The 16,892-nt window shown below is 74.4% G+C and carries 12 protein-coding genes; 3 read left to right on the plus strand and 9 right to left on the minus strand.

Annotated features, from left to right (window positions below; all coding sequences use genetic code 11):
* Positions 1 to 199 precede the first annotated feature (199 nt).
* Both ACZ501_RS15490 and ACZ501_RS15495 read right to left on the minus strand, forming a co-directional pair.
* Entirely contained in the window at positions 200 to 2,581 is a 2,382-nt protein-coding gene (locus tag ACZ501_RS15490; protein WP_468795715.1) for an ATP-binding cassette domain-containing protein, read from the minus strand.
* 134 nt (positions 2,582 to 2,715) lie between these two features.
* Positions 2,716 to 3,747 carry a saccharopine dehydrogenase NADP-binding domain-containing protein gene (locus tag ACZ501_RS15495; protein ID WP_361608546.1) on the minus strand — a complete coding sequence of 344 codons (1,032 nt, stop codon included), beginning with the start codon at positions 3,745 to 3,747 and terminating at the stop codon, positions 2,716 to 2,718.
* Between the two features lie 97 nt (positions 3,748 to 3,844).
* Here ACZ501_RS15495 and ACZ501_RS15500 point away from each other — a divergent pair, with 97 nt between their 5' ends.
* The 3 genes from ACZ501_RS15500 to ACZ501_RS15510 all read left to right on the plus strand — a co-directional run bounded on the left by ACZ501_RS15500 (position 3,845) and on the right by ACZ501_RS15510 (position 9,162).
* Complete coding sequence (locus ACZ501_RS15500; protein ID WP_468795718.1) at positions 3,845 to 4,792, plus strand: GlxA family transcriptional regulator; 948 nt, start codon at positions 3,845 to 3,847, stop codon at positions 4,790 to 4,792.
* Positions 4,793 to 4,888: 96 nt separating this feature from the next.
* On the plus strand, positions 4,889 to 5,830 hold the full coding sequence (locus tag ACZ501_RS15505; protein ID WP_361608542.1) for an NAD-dependent epimerase/dehydratase family protein: 942 nt from the start codon (positions 4,889 to 4,891) through the stop codon (positions 5,828 to 5,830).
* Positions 5,827 to 9,162 carry an aminotransferase class I/II-fold pyridoxal phosphate-dependent enzyme gene (locus ACZ501_RS15510; protein ID WP_468795721.1) on the plus strand — a complete coding sequence of 1,112 codons (3,336 nt, stop codon included), beginning with the start codon at positions 5,827 to 5,829 and terminating at the stop codon, positions 9,160 to 9,162. The genes ACZ501_RS15505 and ACZ501_RS15510 overlap by 4 nt, the downstream gene beginning before the upstream one ends.
* A gap of 7 nt (positions 9,163 to 9,169) precedes the next feature.
* On the opposite strand, the gene ACZ501_RS15515 is transcribed toward ACZ501_RS15510, so the two are convergent.
* The 7 genes from ACZ501_RS15515 to ACZ501_RS15545 form a co-directional block, all read right to left on the minus strand.
* On the minus strand, positions 9,170 to 9,745 hold the full coding sequence (locus ACZ501_RS15515) for an ImmA/IrrE family metallo-endopeptidase (RefSeq protein ID WP_468795724.1): 576 nt from the start codon (positions 9,743 to 9,745) through the stop codon (positions 9,170 to 9,172).
* Positions 9,742 to 10,194 (minus strand): helix-turn-helix domain-containing protein, encoded by a 453-nt coding sequence (locus tag ACZ501_RS15520; protein WP_361609143.1) that lies wholly within the window; start codon positions 10,192 to 10,194, stop codon positions 9,742 to 9,744. Before ACZ501_RS15520 ends, ACZ501_RS15515 begins: the two co-directional genes overlap by 4 nt.
* 305 nt (positions 10,195 to 10,499) lie before the next feature.
* On the minus strand, positions 10,500 to 11,654 hold the full coding sequence (locus ACZ501_RS15525; protein ID WP_468795727.1) for an MAB_1171c family putative transporter: 1,155 nt from the start codon (positions 11,652 to 11,654) through the stop codon (positions 10,500 to 10,502).
* A 38-nt stretch (positions 11,655 to 11,692) separates the two neighbouring features.
* Positions 11,693 to 12,421 (minus strand): TetR/AcrR family transcriptional regulator, encoded by a 729-nt coding sequence (locus ACZ501_RS15530; RefSeq protein ID WP_468795730.1) that lies wholly within the window; start codon positions 12,419 to 12,421, stop codon positions 11,693 to 11,695.
* 112 nt (positions 12,422 to 12,533) lie between these two features.
* Positions 12,534 to 13,952, minus strand: coding sequence for a serine/threonine-protein kinase (locus tag ACZ501_RS15535; protein ID WP_468795733.1), 1,419 nt, complete (start codon positions 13,950 to 13,952; stop codon positions 12,534 to 12,536).
* Positions 13,953 to 13,954: 2 nt separating this feature from the next.
* Positions 13,955 to 14,752, minus strand: coding sequence for a serine/threonine protein kinase (locus tag ACZ501_RS15540; RefSeq protein WP_362462247.1), 798 nt, complete (start codon positions 14,750 to 14,752; stop codon positions 13,955 to 13,957).
* Between the two features lie 105 nt (positions 14,753 to 14,857).
* Positions 14,858 to 16,882, minus strand: coding sequence for a DUF8189 domain-containing protein (locus tag ACZ501_RS15545; RefSeq protein ID WP_468795736.1), 2,025 nt, complete (start codon positions 16,880 to 16,882; stop codon positions 14,858 to 14,860).
* Positions 16,883 to 16,892 lie beyond the last annotated feature (10 nt).

Consider the following 16,892-nt stretch of genomic DNA (forward strand, 5'->3'; position numbering starts at 1 on the left):
GCCGGGCACAGACTGGTGATGCGACGGAGCCGGACGACGGCCGGCGGCACGCCGACCGGAGCACGGTCCCACCGTGGGGGTACGGACCGGGGCGCCGGGAGTGCGCGCCGTTCCCGTCGCACAGCAGGGGCCGTCCGGCCGCCCGGTGTGGGGATACCGGGGACCGGACGGCCCCTGTGCCGTCTCGGGGGAGCCCCGGTCACGCGCCGGTGTAGGCCACGAGGTGCTCGGCGGTGAGCGTGGACCCGGCGGCGACGAGGGCGGCGGGCGTGCCCTCGAAGACGATCCGGCCGCCGTCGTGGCCGGCGCCCGGCCCGAGGTCGATGATCCAGTCGGCGTGGGCCATGACCGCCGGGTGGTGTTCGACGACGATGACCGACTTGCCGGAGTCGACCAGCCGGTCCAGCAGGCCGAGCAGCTGCTCGACGTCGGCCAGGTGCAGGCCGGTGGTCGGCTCGTCCAGGACGTAGGTCCCGCCCTTGTCGGCCATGTGGGTGGCCAGCTTCAGCCGCTGCCGCTCGCCGCCGGACAGGGTGGTGAGCGGCTGGCCGAGGGTCAGGTAGCCCAGTCCGACGTCGGAGAGCCGGCCGAGGATGCGGTGCGCGGCCGGCAGGCGCGCCTCGCCGGACCCGAAGAACTCCTCGGCCTCGCGCACCGGCATCGCCAGCACCTCGCTGATGTCGCGGCCCGCGAGGCGGTAGTCGAGCACGGCCGCCTGGTAGCGCTTGCCCTCGCAGTCCTCGCACGTGCTGGAGACGCCCGCCATCATGCCCAGGTCCGTGAAGACGACCCCGGCGCCGTTGCAGCCCGGGCAGGCCCCCTCCGAATTGGCGCTGAACAGGGCCGGCTTCACGCCGTTGGCCTTGGCGAACGCCGAACGGATCGGGTCGAGCAGTCCCGTGTACGTCGCCGGGTTGCTCCGCCGGGACCCGCGGATGGCGCCCTGGTCGACGCGGACCACGCCTTCCTCCGCGGGGATCGACCCGTACACGAGCGAGCTCTTGCCGGAGCCGGCGACACCGGTGACCACCACCAGCACCCCGAGCGGGACGTCCACGTCGACCCCGCGCAGGTTGTGCGTGTCCGCCCCGCGGATCTCCAGGGCGCCGGAGGGCGTCCGTACGGTCTTCTTCAGGCCGGTGCGGTCGCCGAGGTGGCGGCCGGTGACGGTGCCCGCGGCGCGCAGCTCCTCCACGGTGCCCTCGAAGCAGACGGTGCCGCCGGCCGTGCCCGCCCCGGGGCCGAGGTCCACGACGTGGTCGGCGATCGCGATCGTCTGCGGCTTGTGCTCCACGACGAGCACGGTGTTGCCCTTGTCCCGCAACCGCAGCAGCAGGCCGTTCATCCGCTGGATGTCGTGGGGGTGCAGGCCCGTGGTGGGCTCGTCGAAGACGTAGGTGACGTCGGTGAGCGACGAGCCGAGGTGGCGGATCATCTTGACGCGCTGCGCCTCGCCGCCGGACAGCGTGCCCGCCGGGCGGTCGAGCGCGAGGTAGCCCAGCCCGATCTCCACGAAGGAGTCCAGGGTGTGCCGGAGCTTGTCGAGCAGCGGCGCCACCGAGGGCTCGTCCAGGCCGCGGACCCATGCGGCCAGGTCGCTGATCTGCAGGGCGCAGGCGTCGGCGATGCTGATCCGCCCGATCTTCGACGACCGGGCTTCGGCGGTGAGCCGGGTCCCCGCGCACTCCGGACAGGTGGCGGAGGTCGTCGCCCGTTCCACGAAGGCCCGGATGTGCGGCTGGAGCGCGTCGACGTCCTTGGACAGCATGGACTTCTGGATCTTCGGGATCAGGCCCTCGTAGGTGAGGTTGACGCCGTCGACCTTGATCTTGGTCGGCTCCTTGTGCAGGAGGTCGGCCAGCTCCCTCTCGGTGAACTCGCGGATCGGCTTGTCCGGGTCGAAGAAGCCGCAGCCGCCGAAGATCCGGCCGTACCAGCCGTCCATGCTGTAGCCGGGGATGGTGAGCGCACCCTCGTTGAGGGACTTGGAGTCGTCGTAGAGCTGGGTGAGGTCGATGTCGGATACGGAGCCGCGGCCCTCGCAGCGCGGACACATGCCGCCCGTGCGGTTGAAGGTCGCCTTCACCGTCTTCTTGGAGCCCTTCTCGACGGTGATCGCCCCGCTCGCCCGGACCGAGGGGACGTTGAAGGCGTAGGCGCCGGGCGGACCGATGTGGGGCTCGCCGAGGCGGCTGAAGAGGATGCGCAGCATCGCGTTGGCGTCGGTGGCGGTGCCGACGGTGGAGCGCGGGTCGGCGCCCATCCGCTGCTGGTCGACGATGATCGCCGTCGTCAGGCCCTCCAGTACGTCGGCGTCGGGCCGCGCCTGCGTGGGCATGAAGCCCTGTACGAAGGCGCTGTAGGTCTCGTTGATCATCCGCTGGGACTCCGCGGCGATCGTGTCGAACACCAGCGAGCTCTTGCCCGACCCCGAGACGCCGGTGAAGACCGTCAGCCGGCGCTTGGGGATCTCGATGCTGACGTCCTTGAGGTTGTTCACCCGCGCGCCGTGGACGCGGATGAGCCCGTGGCTGTCGGCGATGTGCGGCGCGGGCGGCCGCGTGTCCGTCCCTTTGGGCATGCTCTTCGTGTCTCCGTCGTTCGATCCGGCACCGTCAGGCCGCCACGCTATGCGGGGTGGGCCCCCGGCGCTTCTCGATTCCTGATCCGTATCACGGCCGGTTCCCGCGGGGGCCGCCGGGCACCCGTCGGGGATCAGTGCGGGATCTCCACCGACACGTGCGGGGCCAGTGCCCCGAGGAAGTCGGCCGCGTCGAACATCGCGCCCGCGGAGGCCACACCCGTCGTGCGCGTCCGCCCCGTCAGGACCCGTTCGAGGGCCTCGGCCACCAGCGGCGCCGTCACCGCGTAGATGTCCCGGCCGCGGGCGGTGGCGCGCCGCTCGCCCCCCTGCGCGCCGACCACGACGTCCACCACGAACGTCTGGTCCGAGCGCCCCAGCGCGTCGGCCGCCTCCGGCGCCGGGGTGTCCGCCCCGGCCAGGTCCCGCGCGGCCTCCACGGCCATGTAGGTCCGGACCTCGGGCACGGCCAGGTGGCTCGGCACGGTCACGACGTCGGCCATCGTGAACTCCGCGATCACCTCGCGCCGCCCCAGCGGCTCCGGGAAGTGCCACTCCTGCAGCGCCGGCTCCTCGTCGTGGTAGCGCAGCGCGCCGTCCGCGAAGCGCACCCGGCGGCCGCCGCGCCGCTCGTGGGACACCGCCCCGGCGGCCCGCGTGCCCGCCGTGGGGTGCCAGCTGCTCAGCCCGTACGCGACGTGCGCCACGTCCGCCGAGGTCCGCCCGCCCAGCGCGGCGGTGACCAGCAGGTCGCCCAGCCCGCCGAAGAACGCCATCGCCGGCACCACCGGCGTACCGGCCTCCCGCGCCGCCCGGGCGTACTGCGTGAACATCGCCGCGTTCGCCTCGATCTCCGCCGCGACGTCCAGGTACGGGATCCCCGCGCGCAGGGCGGCCTCCACGACCGGTCCCGCCGTCACCGCGAACGGACCGGCGCAGTTGACGACGGCGGCCGTCCCCGCGAGGGCCCGGTCCAGCGCGGCCGGGTCGTCCACCGCCGCCGGTCGCACCACCACGTCCCCCCAGCGCGCCGCGAGCGCCTCCAGCCGCGCCGCGTCCCGGCCCGAGACGACCGGTGCGAAGCCGCGCCGGCGCAGTTCGGCGACGACGAAACGGCCGGTGTGCCCGGTCGCCCCGTACACCAGGACCGCAGTGTCCTTGCTCATGTCTTCCCCGCTCTCGATGTGCTGGTGAGCCCAGTGTGGCCGCGGGCGGGGGCCGTTCGTGAGCGTCCGGAACGACACCACCCGTACACTTTCGGACATGACCACCGTCGCGTTGCTGACCGCCGGTCACCTGCTGCACTTCGAGCTGGCCGTGGCCCACGAGATCTTCGGGAACCCCCCGCGGGAGGCGGTGCGGGGCTGGTACGACGTACTGCTGTGCGGGCCGGAGCCGGTACGGGCCGGGCCCTTCACGGTCGAGCCCGACCACGGCCTGGAGCGCGCGGTCGGCGCCGACCTGGTGATCGTGCCCGCGCTGGCGGACATCGACGTACCCCCGCCGGCGGAGCTGGTCGACGCCGTACGCGCCGCCCACGCCTCGGGCGCCCGCGTCGCCTCCCTGTGCACCGGGGCGTTCGTGCTCGGCGCGGCGGGCCTGCTGGACGGCCGGCGGGCCACCACCCACTGGGCCCATGCCGCCGAGCTGAGCGCACGCCATCCGCGGGCCGAGGTCGACCCGGACGTGCTGTACACGGACAACGGCAGCGTGCTCACGGCCGCCGGCAAGGCCGCCGCCCTGGACCTCTGCCTGCACGTGGTCCACCTCGACCACGGCGCCGGCGTCGCCAACGCCGTCGCCCGCCGCCTCGTCGTGCAGCCGCACCGGCCGGGCGGCCAGGCGCAGTTCGCCGCCACGCCCGTGCCGGTCACGGGCGACCACACCCTCTCCCACGTCCTCGCCTGGGCCCGGCAGCGGCTGGACCGGCCCCTGACCGTGGCCGACATGGCGCGCCGGGCCAACACCAGCCCGCGCCACCTCGGACGGCAGTTCCGGGCGACGGTCGGGCAGACCCCCCTGCAGTGGCTGCTGACCCAGCGCGTCCGCCGCGCCCAGGAGCTGCTGGAGTCCGGCGACCAGACCGTCGAGGCGGTCGCCGCCGCCACCGGCATGGGTACGGCCACGACGCTGCGGCGCCAGTTCAAACGGATCGTCGGGGTGCCGCCCGACACCTACCGGCGTGCGTTCCGCAGCGCAAAGCCGGACTGAACGCCGCGGCTCCCAGGGCGTGTTCCGGCCAAACGAACCGGTGCGACCCAAGGGCACCGTGCCGGGTGGGGACACCGCTCGCGCTAGTGTGCGTCCGTGAACTCTCATGTCGTCATAGGTTTTGGGCCCGCCGGGGCCGCCACCGCGCGGCTGCTGGTCGAACGGGGCCATTCAGTAAGGGTCGTCACCGCCTCAGGCCGGGCCCCGGAGCCCGGTATCGAACACGTCGCACTGGACGCGAGGGACGGCGAACGGCTGACCGAGGTGGCGCGCGGCGCGGCCGCCCTCTACCACTGCGCGGCGCCGCCCTACCACCGCTGGGCGGCCCAATGGCCGCCGCTGACCGCGTCGGTGTGCGCCGCGGCCGAGGCCACCGGGGCGGTTCTGGTCATGCTCGGCAACCTCTACGGCTACGGCCCGGTGGACGCCCCCATGACGGAGGAGCTGCCGCTCGCCGCGACGGGCCCCAAGGGGCGGGTGCGCGCGGCCGGCTGGGAGCGGGCGCACGCCCTCCACGCACAGGGCCGCATCAAGGCCGTCGAGGTGCGGGCCTCGGACTTCTTCGGACCCGGTGTCACCGACGGCGGCCACCTGGCCGCCCGCGTGGTGCCCCCGCTGCTGCGCGGCAAGCCGGTCTCCACCCTCGGCGACCCGGACGCCCCCCACAGCTGGACCTACCTGCCCGACGTGGCCCGGGCCCTGGTGGAGGTCGCGGGGGAGGAGCGGGCCTGGGGCCGGCCCTGGCACGCGCCGACCGGACCCGCGCTGTCCGTGCGGGAGATGACCCGCCGGCTCGCCGCCGAGGCGGGAACCGCCCCGGTCCCGGTGCGCGGACTGCCCCGGGCCGTCCTCGGCGTGGGTTCGCTCTTCTCCCCGCTGCTGCGCGAACTGAAGGAGATCCGCTACCAGTTCGACCGGCCGTTCGTTGTCGACGCGAGCGCCTACGAAGCCGCGTTCACGGTGCGGGCCACCCCCGTCGACGAGCAGGTGAAGGCGACCGTGGCCTGGTGGCGCGAGCGGCTGGCAGCCACCGGATGACCCCTGTGACGCGCGATGACATCGCTGTCGTCGGGATGGCGTGCCGCTTCCCCGGGGCGCGCGACGTGAACCAGTACTGGCGGCTGCTGACGGACCCGCAGCCGCAGTTCACCGCCGTACCCGACGAGCGCTGGCGCAGGGCGGCGTTCCTGAGCGACGACTTCCGCGACACCTCGGCGGCGTACACCGACACCATGGCGCTGCTGCCGGACGTGGACCGCTTCGACGCCGCCCACTACGGCATCCCGCCCCGGCGCGCGAAGGCGATGGACCCCCAGCACCGGCTGCTGATCGACCTCGCCCGCGAGGCCGTTCAGGACGCGGGGTGGGAGGCCGACGGCTTCGACCGCGAGGAGACCTCGGTGATCACGGCGCTCACCGAGAGCGGCTACCGCCAGCTCAGCACCATGCAGCTCCGGATGCGCCAGCTGGCCGGCGGCGAGTTCGGGGCCCGGGCGGCCGACCCGCGGTGGCGGGAGACGGTCCGCGCGGTCGAGGGGCTGCACGGCACCTCCGCCGCGGGGCTCCTGCTCAACATGGGGCCCAACACGATCAGCTCGGTCTTCGACCTGCACGGCGAGAGCTACGCCCTGGACTCGGCCTGCTCCGGCGGCCTCATGGCCGTCGCCAACGCCGTGCACGCCCTGCGCGCGGGCCGCTCCCGCATCGCGCTCGCGGGCGGCGCCCAGATGGTGCTCACCCCCGACCTGCTGGTGGGGCTCTGCCGGATCGGCGCCATCTCGCGCAGCGGCAGGTGCCTGCCCTTCGGCGCCAAGGCCGACGGCTTCGTGCTGGGAGAGGGCGCCGGGGTGCTGGTACTGCGGCCCCTGTCCGACGCCCTCGCGGCCGGCGACCGCGTCTACGCGGTGATCCGGGGCGTGGGAACGGCCAACGACGGCACCGTGCAGGGCGGCATGCACCCCCAGGCGGCCGGTCAGCTGCGTGCGCTGCGCCGGGCGTACCGGGACGCGGGCCTGGCACCGGACGCGGTGGACTACCTGGAGGCGCACGGCACCGGCACCACGGTCGGCGACCCCGTCGAGCTCGACGTCCTGCGCGAACTGCGCGGCGAAGGGGCCCGGCCCGCCTACCTCGGCGCGGTGAAGGCGGTGGTCGGGCACTCGCTGAACTCCGCCGGCCTGGCGGGACTGATCAAGGCGGTCCTGGCCGTGCACCGGGGAGTGGTGCCGCCCCAGCCGGAGTTCGAGCCGGCCGACGGCTCCCTCCTCGACGCCGCACGGCTGACCGTCCCCGCCGCGCCCGTCCCGTGGCCGCGGACCGGTGCGCCGCGGCGGGCCGGAGTGAGCGCGTTCGGGTTCGGCGGGACCGGGGTGCACCTGGTGGTGGAGGAGCACGCCGCGGCAGCGGCCCCCGTCTCGGCGGGGGAGGGACCGCACGTACTGGTGCTCAGCGCCCGCGACCGGTCCGGGCTGGCCCGGTACGCACGGGAGCTGGCCCGGACCATCGCCGAGGACCGGCCGGAGCCGGCCGCGGTGGCGGACACCCTGGCCCGCCGGGCGCCGCTCGGGGAACGCCTCGCGGTGGTGGTGGAGGACGCCGACGACGCCGTCGCGAAGCTGGCCGGGGCGGCGGCGGAGGTGGAAGCCGGCCGTACGGGCGACCCCGGAGCGCAGCCGCGCGCGGTGCGGGGGGAGCGCGTCCCCCCGTGCACGCTGCCGCCGAGCCCGCTCGCGCCGCGCCGCCACTGGGCCGTGGACGAGTCGGCCCGGGAGGCCGCCGGCCCGGACGCGCGCGGGGACGCGTACGGGTGGGGGCAGCCGGATGCGGCCGCCGCGGTCCCGTCCGACGGCGGTCCGGTCGCGGCCGTCGTGCTCGAAGAGGTGTCGCGGGCCGGCGTCTTCCCGCTCACCGACCTGAGCCCGCGGATGACGCTCGTGGAGGACCTGGGCTTCGACTCCCTGATGCTCCAGGAGCTGGAGGTGAACATCGGCAGGCGCGTCCCCGGCTTCCGGGCCGAGGAGCTGTTCACGCCCGGCCTCACCATCGGCCGCCTGATCGTGCTGGCCGGCGGCGACGACGCCGTGACGCCGGGCCTCGCGCCGGTGCAGTCCGCGCCGGCACCCCTCGAAGAATCGTTTCCCCTGGCCGGGCCGCCGCAGTGGGGCGCCGACACCGCGAGCGTCGACGCGTTCCCCGAGGTGACCCGCTTCGAGGAGCGGCTGGAGGAGGTCACCCGCGGTGCGGGCTCCCCGTACTTCCGCGTCCACGAGGGCACGGTCTCCGACACCACGGTGATCGGGGGTCGCCCGTACCTGTCCTTCGGCAGCTACAACTACCTCGGCATCTCCGGGCACCCGGCGGTCAACGAGGCCGTGCACGAGGCCGTCGACCGGTACGGGACCTCCGTCTCGGCGAGCCGGGTCCTCTCCGGCGAACGGGACCTCACCGTCCGGCTGGAGCGGGCGCTGGCCGGCTTCCTCGGCGTCGAGGACTGCCTGACGCTGGTGAGCGGCCACGCCACCAACGTCACCGCGATAGGCCACCTCGTCGGCCCGGGGGACCTCGTGGTGCACGACGCCCTCGCCCACGACAGCATCCTCCAGGGCTGTGCCCTGTCCGGGGCGGCCCGGCGCCCCTTCGCCCACAACGACACGGGCCGGCTCGAGCAGATGCTGAGGCTCAACCGGTCCCGGTTCCGGCGGGTCCTGATCGCCGTCGAGGGCGCGTACAGCATGGACGGCGACCTCGTCGACCTGCCCGCCGTGATCGAGCTGAAGAAGCGCTACGGCGCCCTGCTGATGGTGGACGAGGCGCACAGCATCGGCACCGTGGGCGAACGCGGCCGTGGAGTCGGGGAGTTCTACGGCGTCGACCGCTCCGACGTGGACCTGTGGATGGGCACCCTCTCGAAGGCCTTCGCCGGCTGCGGCGGATACCTCGGCGGCTCGGCCCGGATGGTGCGCTGGCTGCGGCACACCCTCCCCGGCTTCGTCTACAGCGTCGGCATGACCCCGCCGAACGCGGCCGCGGCGCTGGCCGCGACCGAGCTGATCGTCGCGGAACCGGACCGGGTCCGTGCGCTGAGACGCAACTCCGAGCTCTTCCTGGGGCTCGCCGCCTCGGCCGGCCTGGCGACGGGCTCCAGCGCCGGCACGCCGATCGTGCCGTGCCTCCTCGGGGACTCGGCGCGGACCCTGCGCGTGGCGCGCGGCCTCTTCGACCGGGGCGTCGTCGCCGACCCCATCTTCCACCCCGCCGTGGAGGAGGGGCTGTCGCGGCTGAGGTTCTTCATCACCAGCGCGCACCGGGAGGAGGACATCCGGCGGGCCGTCGCCCTGCTGGCCGAGGAGGTGGCGGCCGCCGGGACGTGAAGCCACCTCAGATGAGGGTGCGTGCGACCCGGCTGAGGGTGGCGTCGCTCTTGGCGGGGCGGCCGTCCTCGTCCGCGTCCGGGGCCGGGCCGTGGCGCTGCTCGGCGCCGCCCATCCGCTGGGAGAGCAGGTAGGCGATGATCTCCGCCTCCTGCTCCTGGACGTCGTCGTAGGTCGCGCGCAGGAGCATGTCGCGCACGATGTCGGGGTCGAGGTCGGGGAACAGGAGGCGGGCGGCCGCCTCGTCCAGCCCGCCGGCCCCGCGGTGGCAGCAGATGATGTGACCCAGCTCGTGCAAGATGATGTGCTCCTGATGCGCGCTGGTCGTGTTGGCGTCGTAGAAGATCAGGTCCTCGTCGCGGGCGGCGACCCACATGCCGCACGGGTGCGACGAGGGCATCTGCATCGGGACCAGGATGATCGGGCGGCCGCGCACCTCGCCGAGGTGGCGGCAGAGCTCGGCCACGTCGGTGGTGTCGGGGAGGCCGAGTTCGGCGATCCGCCGGGCTCCGGCCTTCCGGAGCTTCCTGAGCCGGCTGCGGCGGTCGTGGTCGGCGGCCCGCTCCTTCCAGACGCCCTTCATCCGGGCTCGCCGGCGTCGGTGACCGGGGGAAGGCCCTGCAACTGCCGGTACTGGTCCATGATGGCCGTGATGGCCGCCAGGTTCTCCTTCTTCATCCCCGCCGCCCGCATCGCCACGGCGCGGACCCCGGACTGCCGCAGCGCCTCGATGGCGGCGACCTGGCTGAGCACGGACTCGGCGACCTTGTCGTCGAAGAAGTAGGCGACCGAGACGCCGAAGAAACGGGCGAGGGCCGCCAGGAGGTCGGGCGAGGGGTTGGAGCGCTTGCCCGTCCGCAACTGCGACAGGTACACGCCCCCGACTTTGAGTTCCGGATTGGCCCGCTTCAGCTCCTCCGCCACCTCGGCGTTGGTCCAGTGTCTGCCCTTGGGGCGGACGGTCTTGAAGAGGTCGTCGAGGCGCACTGCGAGCAGGGGCCGTTCGCAGGCCCCGGTCTCGGTCTCGTTCATGGTGATCCTTCCTCCCGTCACCTCCTCGGTATAGCCCTTGGCTATACGTCAGTTTCACAGATTAGCGGTTAGTTGACAATTGGCCGGGACTCCGCCAACGTTGGGTCTCGCCGATAGCTGGCAGCTAACTCGACTCACGGGGGGCTCGTGGGTTGGCAGCCGGTGAAAAGCGGACTGGCCCGGCCCTCGGGGGATGGGCCGGGCCAGTCCGGGCGGTGACCGCCCGTCCCGCCCCGTGCGGAGACGGGGGGCAACGGGGGAGCCACCCGCCCGGTTTGACGGGGGATGCAAACCGGGCGGGAGCTTCAACTCGCGGTGCCGAGCTTACTGTAGGCGGCCGCGACTTTGGTGAGCCATGCCACCTCCGCCGTGAAGTTGTCGGTGTCGCGGTCGTCGAAATCGCCCGCGTCCTTGTTGTCGTGGGGGACGGTGCCGGCCCGTTTGGCGAGCAGGGCCTGCTTGATCTGCGCCGCCTCCGTGAACGCCTGCCGCGACTCCTCGCCGGCCTCCTTGCCCGGGACCCCGGTGCCGGGGGCGCTGCGGTCGATGTACGGACGCAGTTCCCGCCATCCGTCGCGTATCTCCACCACCCGCCGGTGCAGGCGGTAGGTCAGGTCGGAGACCGAGGCGCCCGGCGGCTCCAGCGCGATGTCGGGGGAGGACTCGTACAGGTCGCGCCAGAGCGGGTAGAGGGACCGGTAGGCCCGGTAGTGGCGCGCCCACTCCAGCAGCCTGGTGGCCGAGGGGCCCCAGGAGGAGTTGGTCAGGCTCAGCGACAGGATCACGATGCCCGTCGCGCTGAAGACGTTCGAGGCGAGCTTCCACACCCCGAGGTCGACGCCGGCCGCCGCCGTCAGGATGTTGACCGTCCGCGCCGAGCAGTACAGGAAGAGGACCACCGCGGCGACGCGGAGCATCCGCAGCGCCTGCCGCAGCGAGGCGTTGTCGGTCATCCGGGCGTAGGGGCCGCACTGGCGGAAGATCGTGACGCACGGGATGGCCTGCGACACGATGAAGGCCAGCAGGTACGTCAGCACCAGCGGCCGGCCGCTGCCGGTGTCGAAGTCGGAGGCCGGCCGGCCCGGGCCGTCCGCGAGCAGGAACAGGGCCGTCAGGAGCACGTCCAGCGCGACACCGGTGACCATCCACCAGCGCGCCCTGCGGACCGCCTCCTCGCCGGCGTCCGCCCACTTCAGCAGGATGATCTGCGAGCTCACGCAGAAGGCCACCGCCGTCAGGTGCATGCAGAGGATGGCGAGGTTGCCGACCCCGAGGAAGCTGCCGCCGCCCATGGCGACGGCACCCATCGTGAAGGTCAGGGACTGGAGCAGGAGGGTGGTGATCAGCGCCCGGTAGGCGCTGTCCTTCCAGCTGCGCCGGGCCTGGCACAGCCGGTAGACGAGCGCCGCGTACGAGGACAGCGCCGCTATGACGAAGCAGAGGGTTCTGGTGGTGTTCACGTCCTGGATTTTCTGCGCGTGCCGCGGAGGCGGACGGTTCAGTCGGTGGGGTCGGCCAGGGGGACTTCGAGGCCGATGCCCTCGGCCGCCACGGCGATGGCGTAGTCGAAGAAGGCGGCCTCGTCGCCGACGCTGTCGTGGGTGCGGCTGAAGACCTGGAAGACCAGCAGGCCGATCAGGTTGCTCCACAGCACGATGCCGCGCTCGATGATGTCCGAGAACGGAGCCTGCGGCACCCCGCCGAACGCTTCGACGGCCGCGGGCAGGAGCAGCTGCCGCGCGGGCGGCGTCCGCCGGGGCGGGGTGAGTTCACCGGCCTCCAGCGCCGACCGGATGATGCCGGCCAGCACGGCGGGCGTCCGCGAGGCGGGCGGGACGGTGTCCTGCGGGGCGTGGTACCCCGGTACGGGCGAGCCGTAGATCAGCGTGAACTCGGCCGGGTTCTCGAACGACCACCGCCGCAGAGCCCGCGTCGCCGCGAGCAGCCGCGCCCCCGCCGAGGCGCCCTCGGCCGCGGCGGCCGCGTCGGCCCGCTCCATGGCGGCGCCCGACGCGTCGTAGGCGTCGACGACCAGGGCCGTCAGCAGGTCGTCCCGGTGCGGGAAGACGGCCTGCACGTCGGTGACGGCGAGACCGCTCTCGCGCGCCACGGCTTCCGGGGACAGTCCGGCGGCGCCCAGCTTCGCCAGCAGCTGACGCGCGGCGGCCAAGACCCCGGTCTCCGGGCCCGACTGACCGGCATTCGAACTCGTTGCGGAAACGTCCATGCCGGAACCGTACCCGCCGCCCGGCGGCCGCCGTGAGCGCGGCCTCGCGGCCACCCCGGTCGGGCGCCGGGTTCCGGCCACCGCGCCCCGCCCGAGCTGCCGCACCGTCCGGTCAGCGCGCCGCCGCAGGGGCCGGGCAGCGGGGGAGCGCCGGACGGTCCTTCGTCCGCACCTCCGGCAGCCAGGCCCGCTCCCGGGCGTCCGCACCGGGCAGGCGGACACGGAACCAGTGGGTGGAGCGCATGTCCGACTCGTCGATGACCACCTCCCCGCGCGTCAACCGGCAGTCCGCCTCGAGGACGTCGCCGTGCCACACCCGGGCCGGCGCCACGTTCCCCGCCGTGTAGGGGCGCGTCGGGTCCACCGCCAGGCCCAGACTGCACTGCGGGTCCCGGTCCGCGCGCTCCCGGCAGGCCCGTTCGGCGTTGAACACCCGGATCCGCGCAGGGCCCGCGCCGGAGCCGTCGGCCGTGCCCGGGGTCCCCGGCCGCCCCGCGTAGGACCACACGGCGGCGCCCACCGCACCGCACGCCGCGACCGCGAGGACGGCGGCCCGGGTCCACCGCCGCAGCCCCGCGGGACGCCGTGCAGGGGCGGCCTCCCGCTGCCCCTGCCGCCCGGCGGCGATGCGCGCGAGCAGGCTCTCGGCGGTGTGCTCGGCGCGAGCGGCGTGGGTCGGCGCCAGGCAGTCCGCCGCCAGATCACGCCAGAACGGCGGAACCCCGCCGTCCATGCGCAGGGGCGCGCGTCCGGCCGCGTACTCCTGTACCGCCGCCCCGCGCGCCATGGGCGTGGCACCCGGGAACAGCGGGGCCCCGGAGGTGAACACCTCGTGGATCACGATGCCGAGGGCCCAGACGTCGGCGCTGGGGCGGACCTGCACCCCGAGCTCGCCCAACGGCGCCTTCCAGCGCTCGGGCGGCAGGTAGTCCAGGGTGCCCATCGGCGGCGCGTATCCGTGCGTACCGGTCAGTTCCGTGGCGAGCCCGAAGTCCGAGAGCTTCACCGAGCCGTCGTCGCCGATCAGTACGTTCTCGGGCTTGAGGTCGGCGTGCACCCAGCCGCTGCGGTGCAGATGGGCGAGCCCCTCGCAGATCCCGGTGACCAGCCGGCCGCCCTCGGCCTCGTCCACTCCCGCGTCGAGGAGGTCCCGCAGACTGCGCGCCGCCCGCTCCATGACGAGCACGATCGCACCGTCCAGCAGGGGGTGCTCGGGGGCGCGGAGCACGACGGTGTCCAGCAGCCGGATGAGCCGGGGATGGCCCGCCCGGCGCCCGAGTTCGACCTCCCGGCGGGCGGATTCGGCCACGCTCCGGGCCTGGCGCGGCGCGAGCCCCGCCGTCGGCATCACCTTCAGGGCCACCTCGCCCGGTCCCGCCCCCGCCCGGGCCGGCCGTCCCGCGTAGACGGTCGCCCAGCCGCCGGCCCCGATCGGCTCGGCCACGACCCAGTCGCCCACCCGGTGGCCCGGGGGCAGCAGTTCCGTGTGGTCGCTGCCCCAGGAGGCGTCCAGGCTGCGCACCCGCGTCACCTCTACCGCCCCCGCGTGCCCGGTTCGGCCCGTGGCGGCAGCAGCGCCAGGTGCTCCTCCCGTACGATGCCGAACTTCAGGGCGAGCCCGACGACGGCGTCCCGCTTGCCGTTGCGGCGGTCGCCGCGGCCGGCTTCGGGCACGCCGGGAGCCTCGATCCGCAGCTTCTCCTCGGCCAGGTAGTCGATGTGGGAGCTGACCGCGCGCGCCGTCAGCCTGCCGCAGGCCGGGTGCGCCCGCAGCCGCTCCACCACCTGCGGAGTGGTCGGCACCGACACCGGCGACTGATCCCTCAGCCAGGGCTCGCACAGCGCGACGAGGACCAGGAAGTAGGTGGCCGTCTCGTCCAGCGAGTACGCCGTGACCGTACGGCTCGCCCCCGGACCGGCCGCGCCCCGCGGGTCCAGGTAGACGTGGTCGGGGGCGAACACCTGGAAGGAGACGGTGGTTCCGCGGCGCGTGGGCAGCACCACCCGGGCGAACTCGAACGGGATGGGCGCCCCGGCCCGTCGGGGCGGCACCCGCAGGTATTCGCCGGCCCCCTCCGGGTTCTCCACCAGGTAGCTCTGGGCCGCGCTGTGGTTGGTCAGCTGCCAGTGGTCCTCGGTGACCCGGATCTCCCCCGCCAGACGGGAGATCGCCTCGTCGGCGAGGCGCAGCTCCACCGGCGTGCGGGAGGAGCCGCGTCCGAACCGCGCGACCTCCCCGGGGCCGAGGCGTAACGTCACGGCCGCACCGCCCGGTTCCCCGCCGGCCGCGCCGCCGCTGCCCTGCGGCAGATGGACGACTATGCCGCTCACCGTTCCCCCTGTACGACGTGTTGACGGACGTCACCGCAGGGAACGTTACCGGCTGCGTGCGGGGCTGCACCGTGTGACATCAGCCAATCAGCCGGGTGGCGCGACTCAGTAGGCGGGGCTCCCGGGGCGCTGCGGTGCGACCGGGCGCTCGCCGAAGGCGGTCCAGGGACGCCAGCCTCCACCGGGCCGCTCCTGTACGCGGGTGCGCATCCGGCCGTCGGCGGTCACGGCGAAGAGGTGGATCCGCCCGCCGGCGTCGGCGGCGGCCGAGGGCGTCCCGGCGAGCACGACGCCGGGTTCGCCGAACTCCTCCTCCGTGCTCCAGGCTCCGCCCGGGTCGAGGTGCCGGCGGTGGCCGAGCCGGTCCCCGCCGGGGGACAGGGCGAAGGCCTCGAGCCGGCCGTCGGCACCGGGTACGAGCGTCGGGGCCGCGGCCGCCCAGCCGAACAGCGGCTGCCAGTCGCCCCAGCCGCCGCTCGGTGCGGTCTGCCGCCGGTGGAACACGGCCACGCCCGACGGGGCGGTCGCGGCGACGGTGAGCCTGCCGCTGCCGTCGCGGGCCACGCGCGGCGCCGAGCCGGCCGCCGTACCGAAGACCTGCCAGGGCGACCAGGCGCCGCCGGGAGTCTCCTGCCAGCGGTGGTGGATCGCGGAGCCGCCGGGCGCGAGGGCGAACACCTCGAGCCGGCCGTCGGCGTTGGCGGCGACGACCGGCGGGGCGCCCACCGGCCCGCCGAAGGTACCGTCCCACGCCTCCCAGGCCGTCGCGCCGGGCGAGCTCTGCCGGCGCCGGGCGAGGGAGGCACCCGCGGGAGCCGGCGCGTGGGCCTCCAGCCGGCCGTCGGCCCCCGCGGACACGGCCGGGGCGGCGCCCGCCGGGCCGCCGAACTCCTCCCAGTCGTACCAGCCGCCGTCGGTCCGCTGCACCCGGTGGTGCAGGTTGGCCCCGCCCGGGGCGAGGGAGAACACCTCCAGCCCGCCCCGGGGGGTGCGGCCGAGCGCGGGAACCGCCCCGGCCGGCCCGCCGAAGGACTCCCACTCCGTCCAGGTGTCGGACTCCGCGTCGAGCTGGACGCGCCGCAGCATCGCGCGGTCCCCGGCGTCGAGCGCGAACACCGTCATGCGGCCGTCCGCGTCCTGACCGGCGACCGGGTTGTCCGGGCTCTGCCAGGGCGGCGGTGTGTCCCGCCAGTGCAGCGGCGCCAGGTACAGGCCCCGGCGGAACCAGCCCGCCGCGCTGGCGAGCCAGTCCCGGCCGTCGTACAGCACCTCGACGGCATGACCGGGCACGTGGCCCGCGTACCCGCCGAGGTCGAAGCGGAAGGGGTCGCGGGACGCGAACACGTCGGTGCCGTCGTAGCCGCCCCGCGGTCCGATGAAGAGGTAGAACCAGCCGTCCCGCTCCACGACGAACGGCGACTCGGTGACCGACACCGTCGTGTCGGTGCTCGCGTCGGCGAACGCGGTGCCCGGATCACTCCAGTGCACCAGGTCGGCGGAGCGCCGGAAGGACACGACGTGCCGGCCGTGCGGGCCGGAGAGCTCGGTGTAGTACATGACCCACTCGCCGCCGACGCGCAGCACCATCGGATCACGCGCCACGAGCCCCCGGAACAGCGGGCCGGACGGCACGCGGGTCCAGGTGAACAGGTCGGTGGAGACGGCCAGGTTGACCGCGGCCCCGCTCCTGCCGCCCGCGGCGTAGAACATCCAGTGGTTCCCGCCGGCCTCGATGACGTGCGGCGCCCACAGGTGCTCCTCGCCGAAGTAGCCGGGGTCCACGGTCAGCGCGTCGGCGTGCGTGGTCCAGGGCCCGTACAGGTCGGGCGCGGAGGCGTGGCCGAAGGAGACCTCGGCCGCGCTGTCCGGGGACTCGCCCGGCCGCGCGCGGTCGCCGACGATGCCGAACAGGTGCCACCGGCCGGCGGCCCTGATCAGGGTGTGGTCGTTGAGGTAGCGATGCCGGCCGGCGGTGGAGGGGTCGTAGGCGTGGCCGAACGGCGTGGCCGTACCGACCCACTGGTGGGCGGCGGACCCGGCCGCTCCCGCTCTGCCGGACCCCGGCAGAGCGAGCGCGCCCGCTCCCGCTGCGGCGCCCCGCAACAGATGGCGTCTGCTGATCGGATGCACGGATCTCCCC

Source organism: Streptomyces sp. NPDC034085 (assembly GCF_055575555.1).

Coding starts and splice junctions, on each gene's coding strand:
- ACZ501_RS15510 (WP_468795721.1), top strand. CDS start 5,827: ATGACCCCTGTGACGCGCGATGACATCGCTGTCGTCGGGATGGCGTGC.
- ACZ501_RS15500 (WP_468795718.1), top strand. CDS start 3,845: ATGACCACCGTCGCGTTGCTGACCGCCGGTCACCTGCTGCACTTCGAG.
- ACZ501_RS15495 (WP_361608546.1), bottom strand. CDS start 3,747: ATGAGCAAGGACACTGCGGTCCTGGTGTACGGGGCGACCGGGCACACC.
- ACZ501_RS15520 (WP_361609143.1), bottom strand. CDS start 10,194: ATGAACGAGACCGAGACCGGGGCCTGCGAACGGCCCCTGCTCGCAGTG.
- ACZ501_RS15530 (WP_468795730.1), bottom strand. CDS start 12,421: ATGGACGTTTCCGCAACGAGTTCGAATGCCGGTCAGTCGGGCCCGGAG.
- ACZ501_RS15515 (WP_468795724.1), bottom strand. CDS start 9,745: ATGAAGGGCGTCTGGAAGGAGCGGGCCGCCGACCACGACCGCCGCAGC.
- ACZ501_RS15490 (WP_468795715.1), bottom strand. CDS start 2,581: ATGCCCAAAGGGACGGACACGCGGCCGCCCGCGCCGCACATCGCCGAC.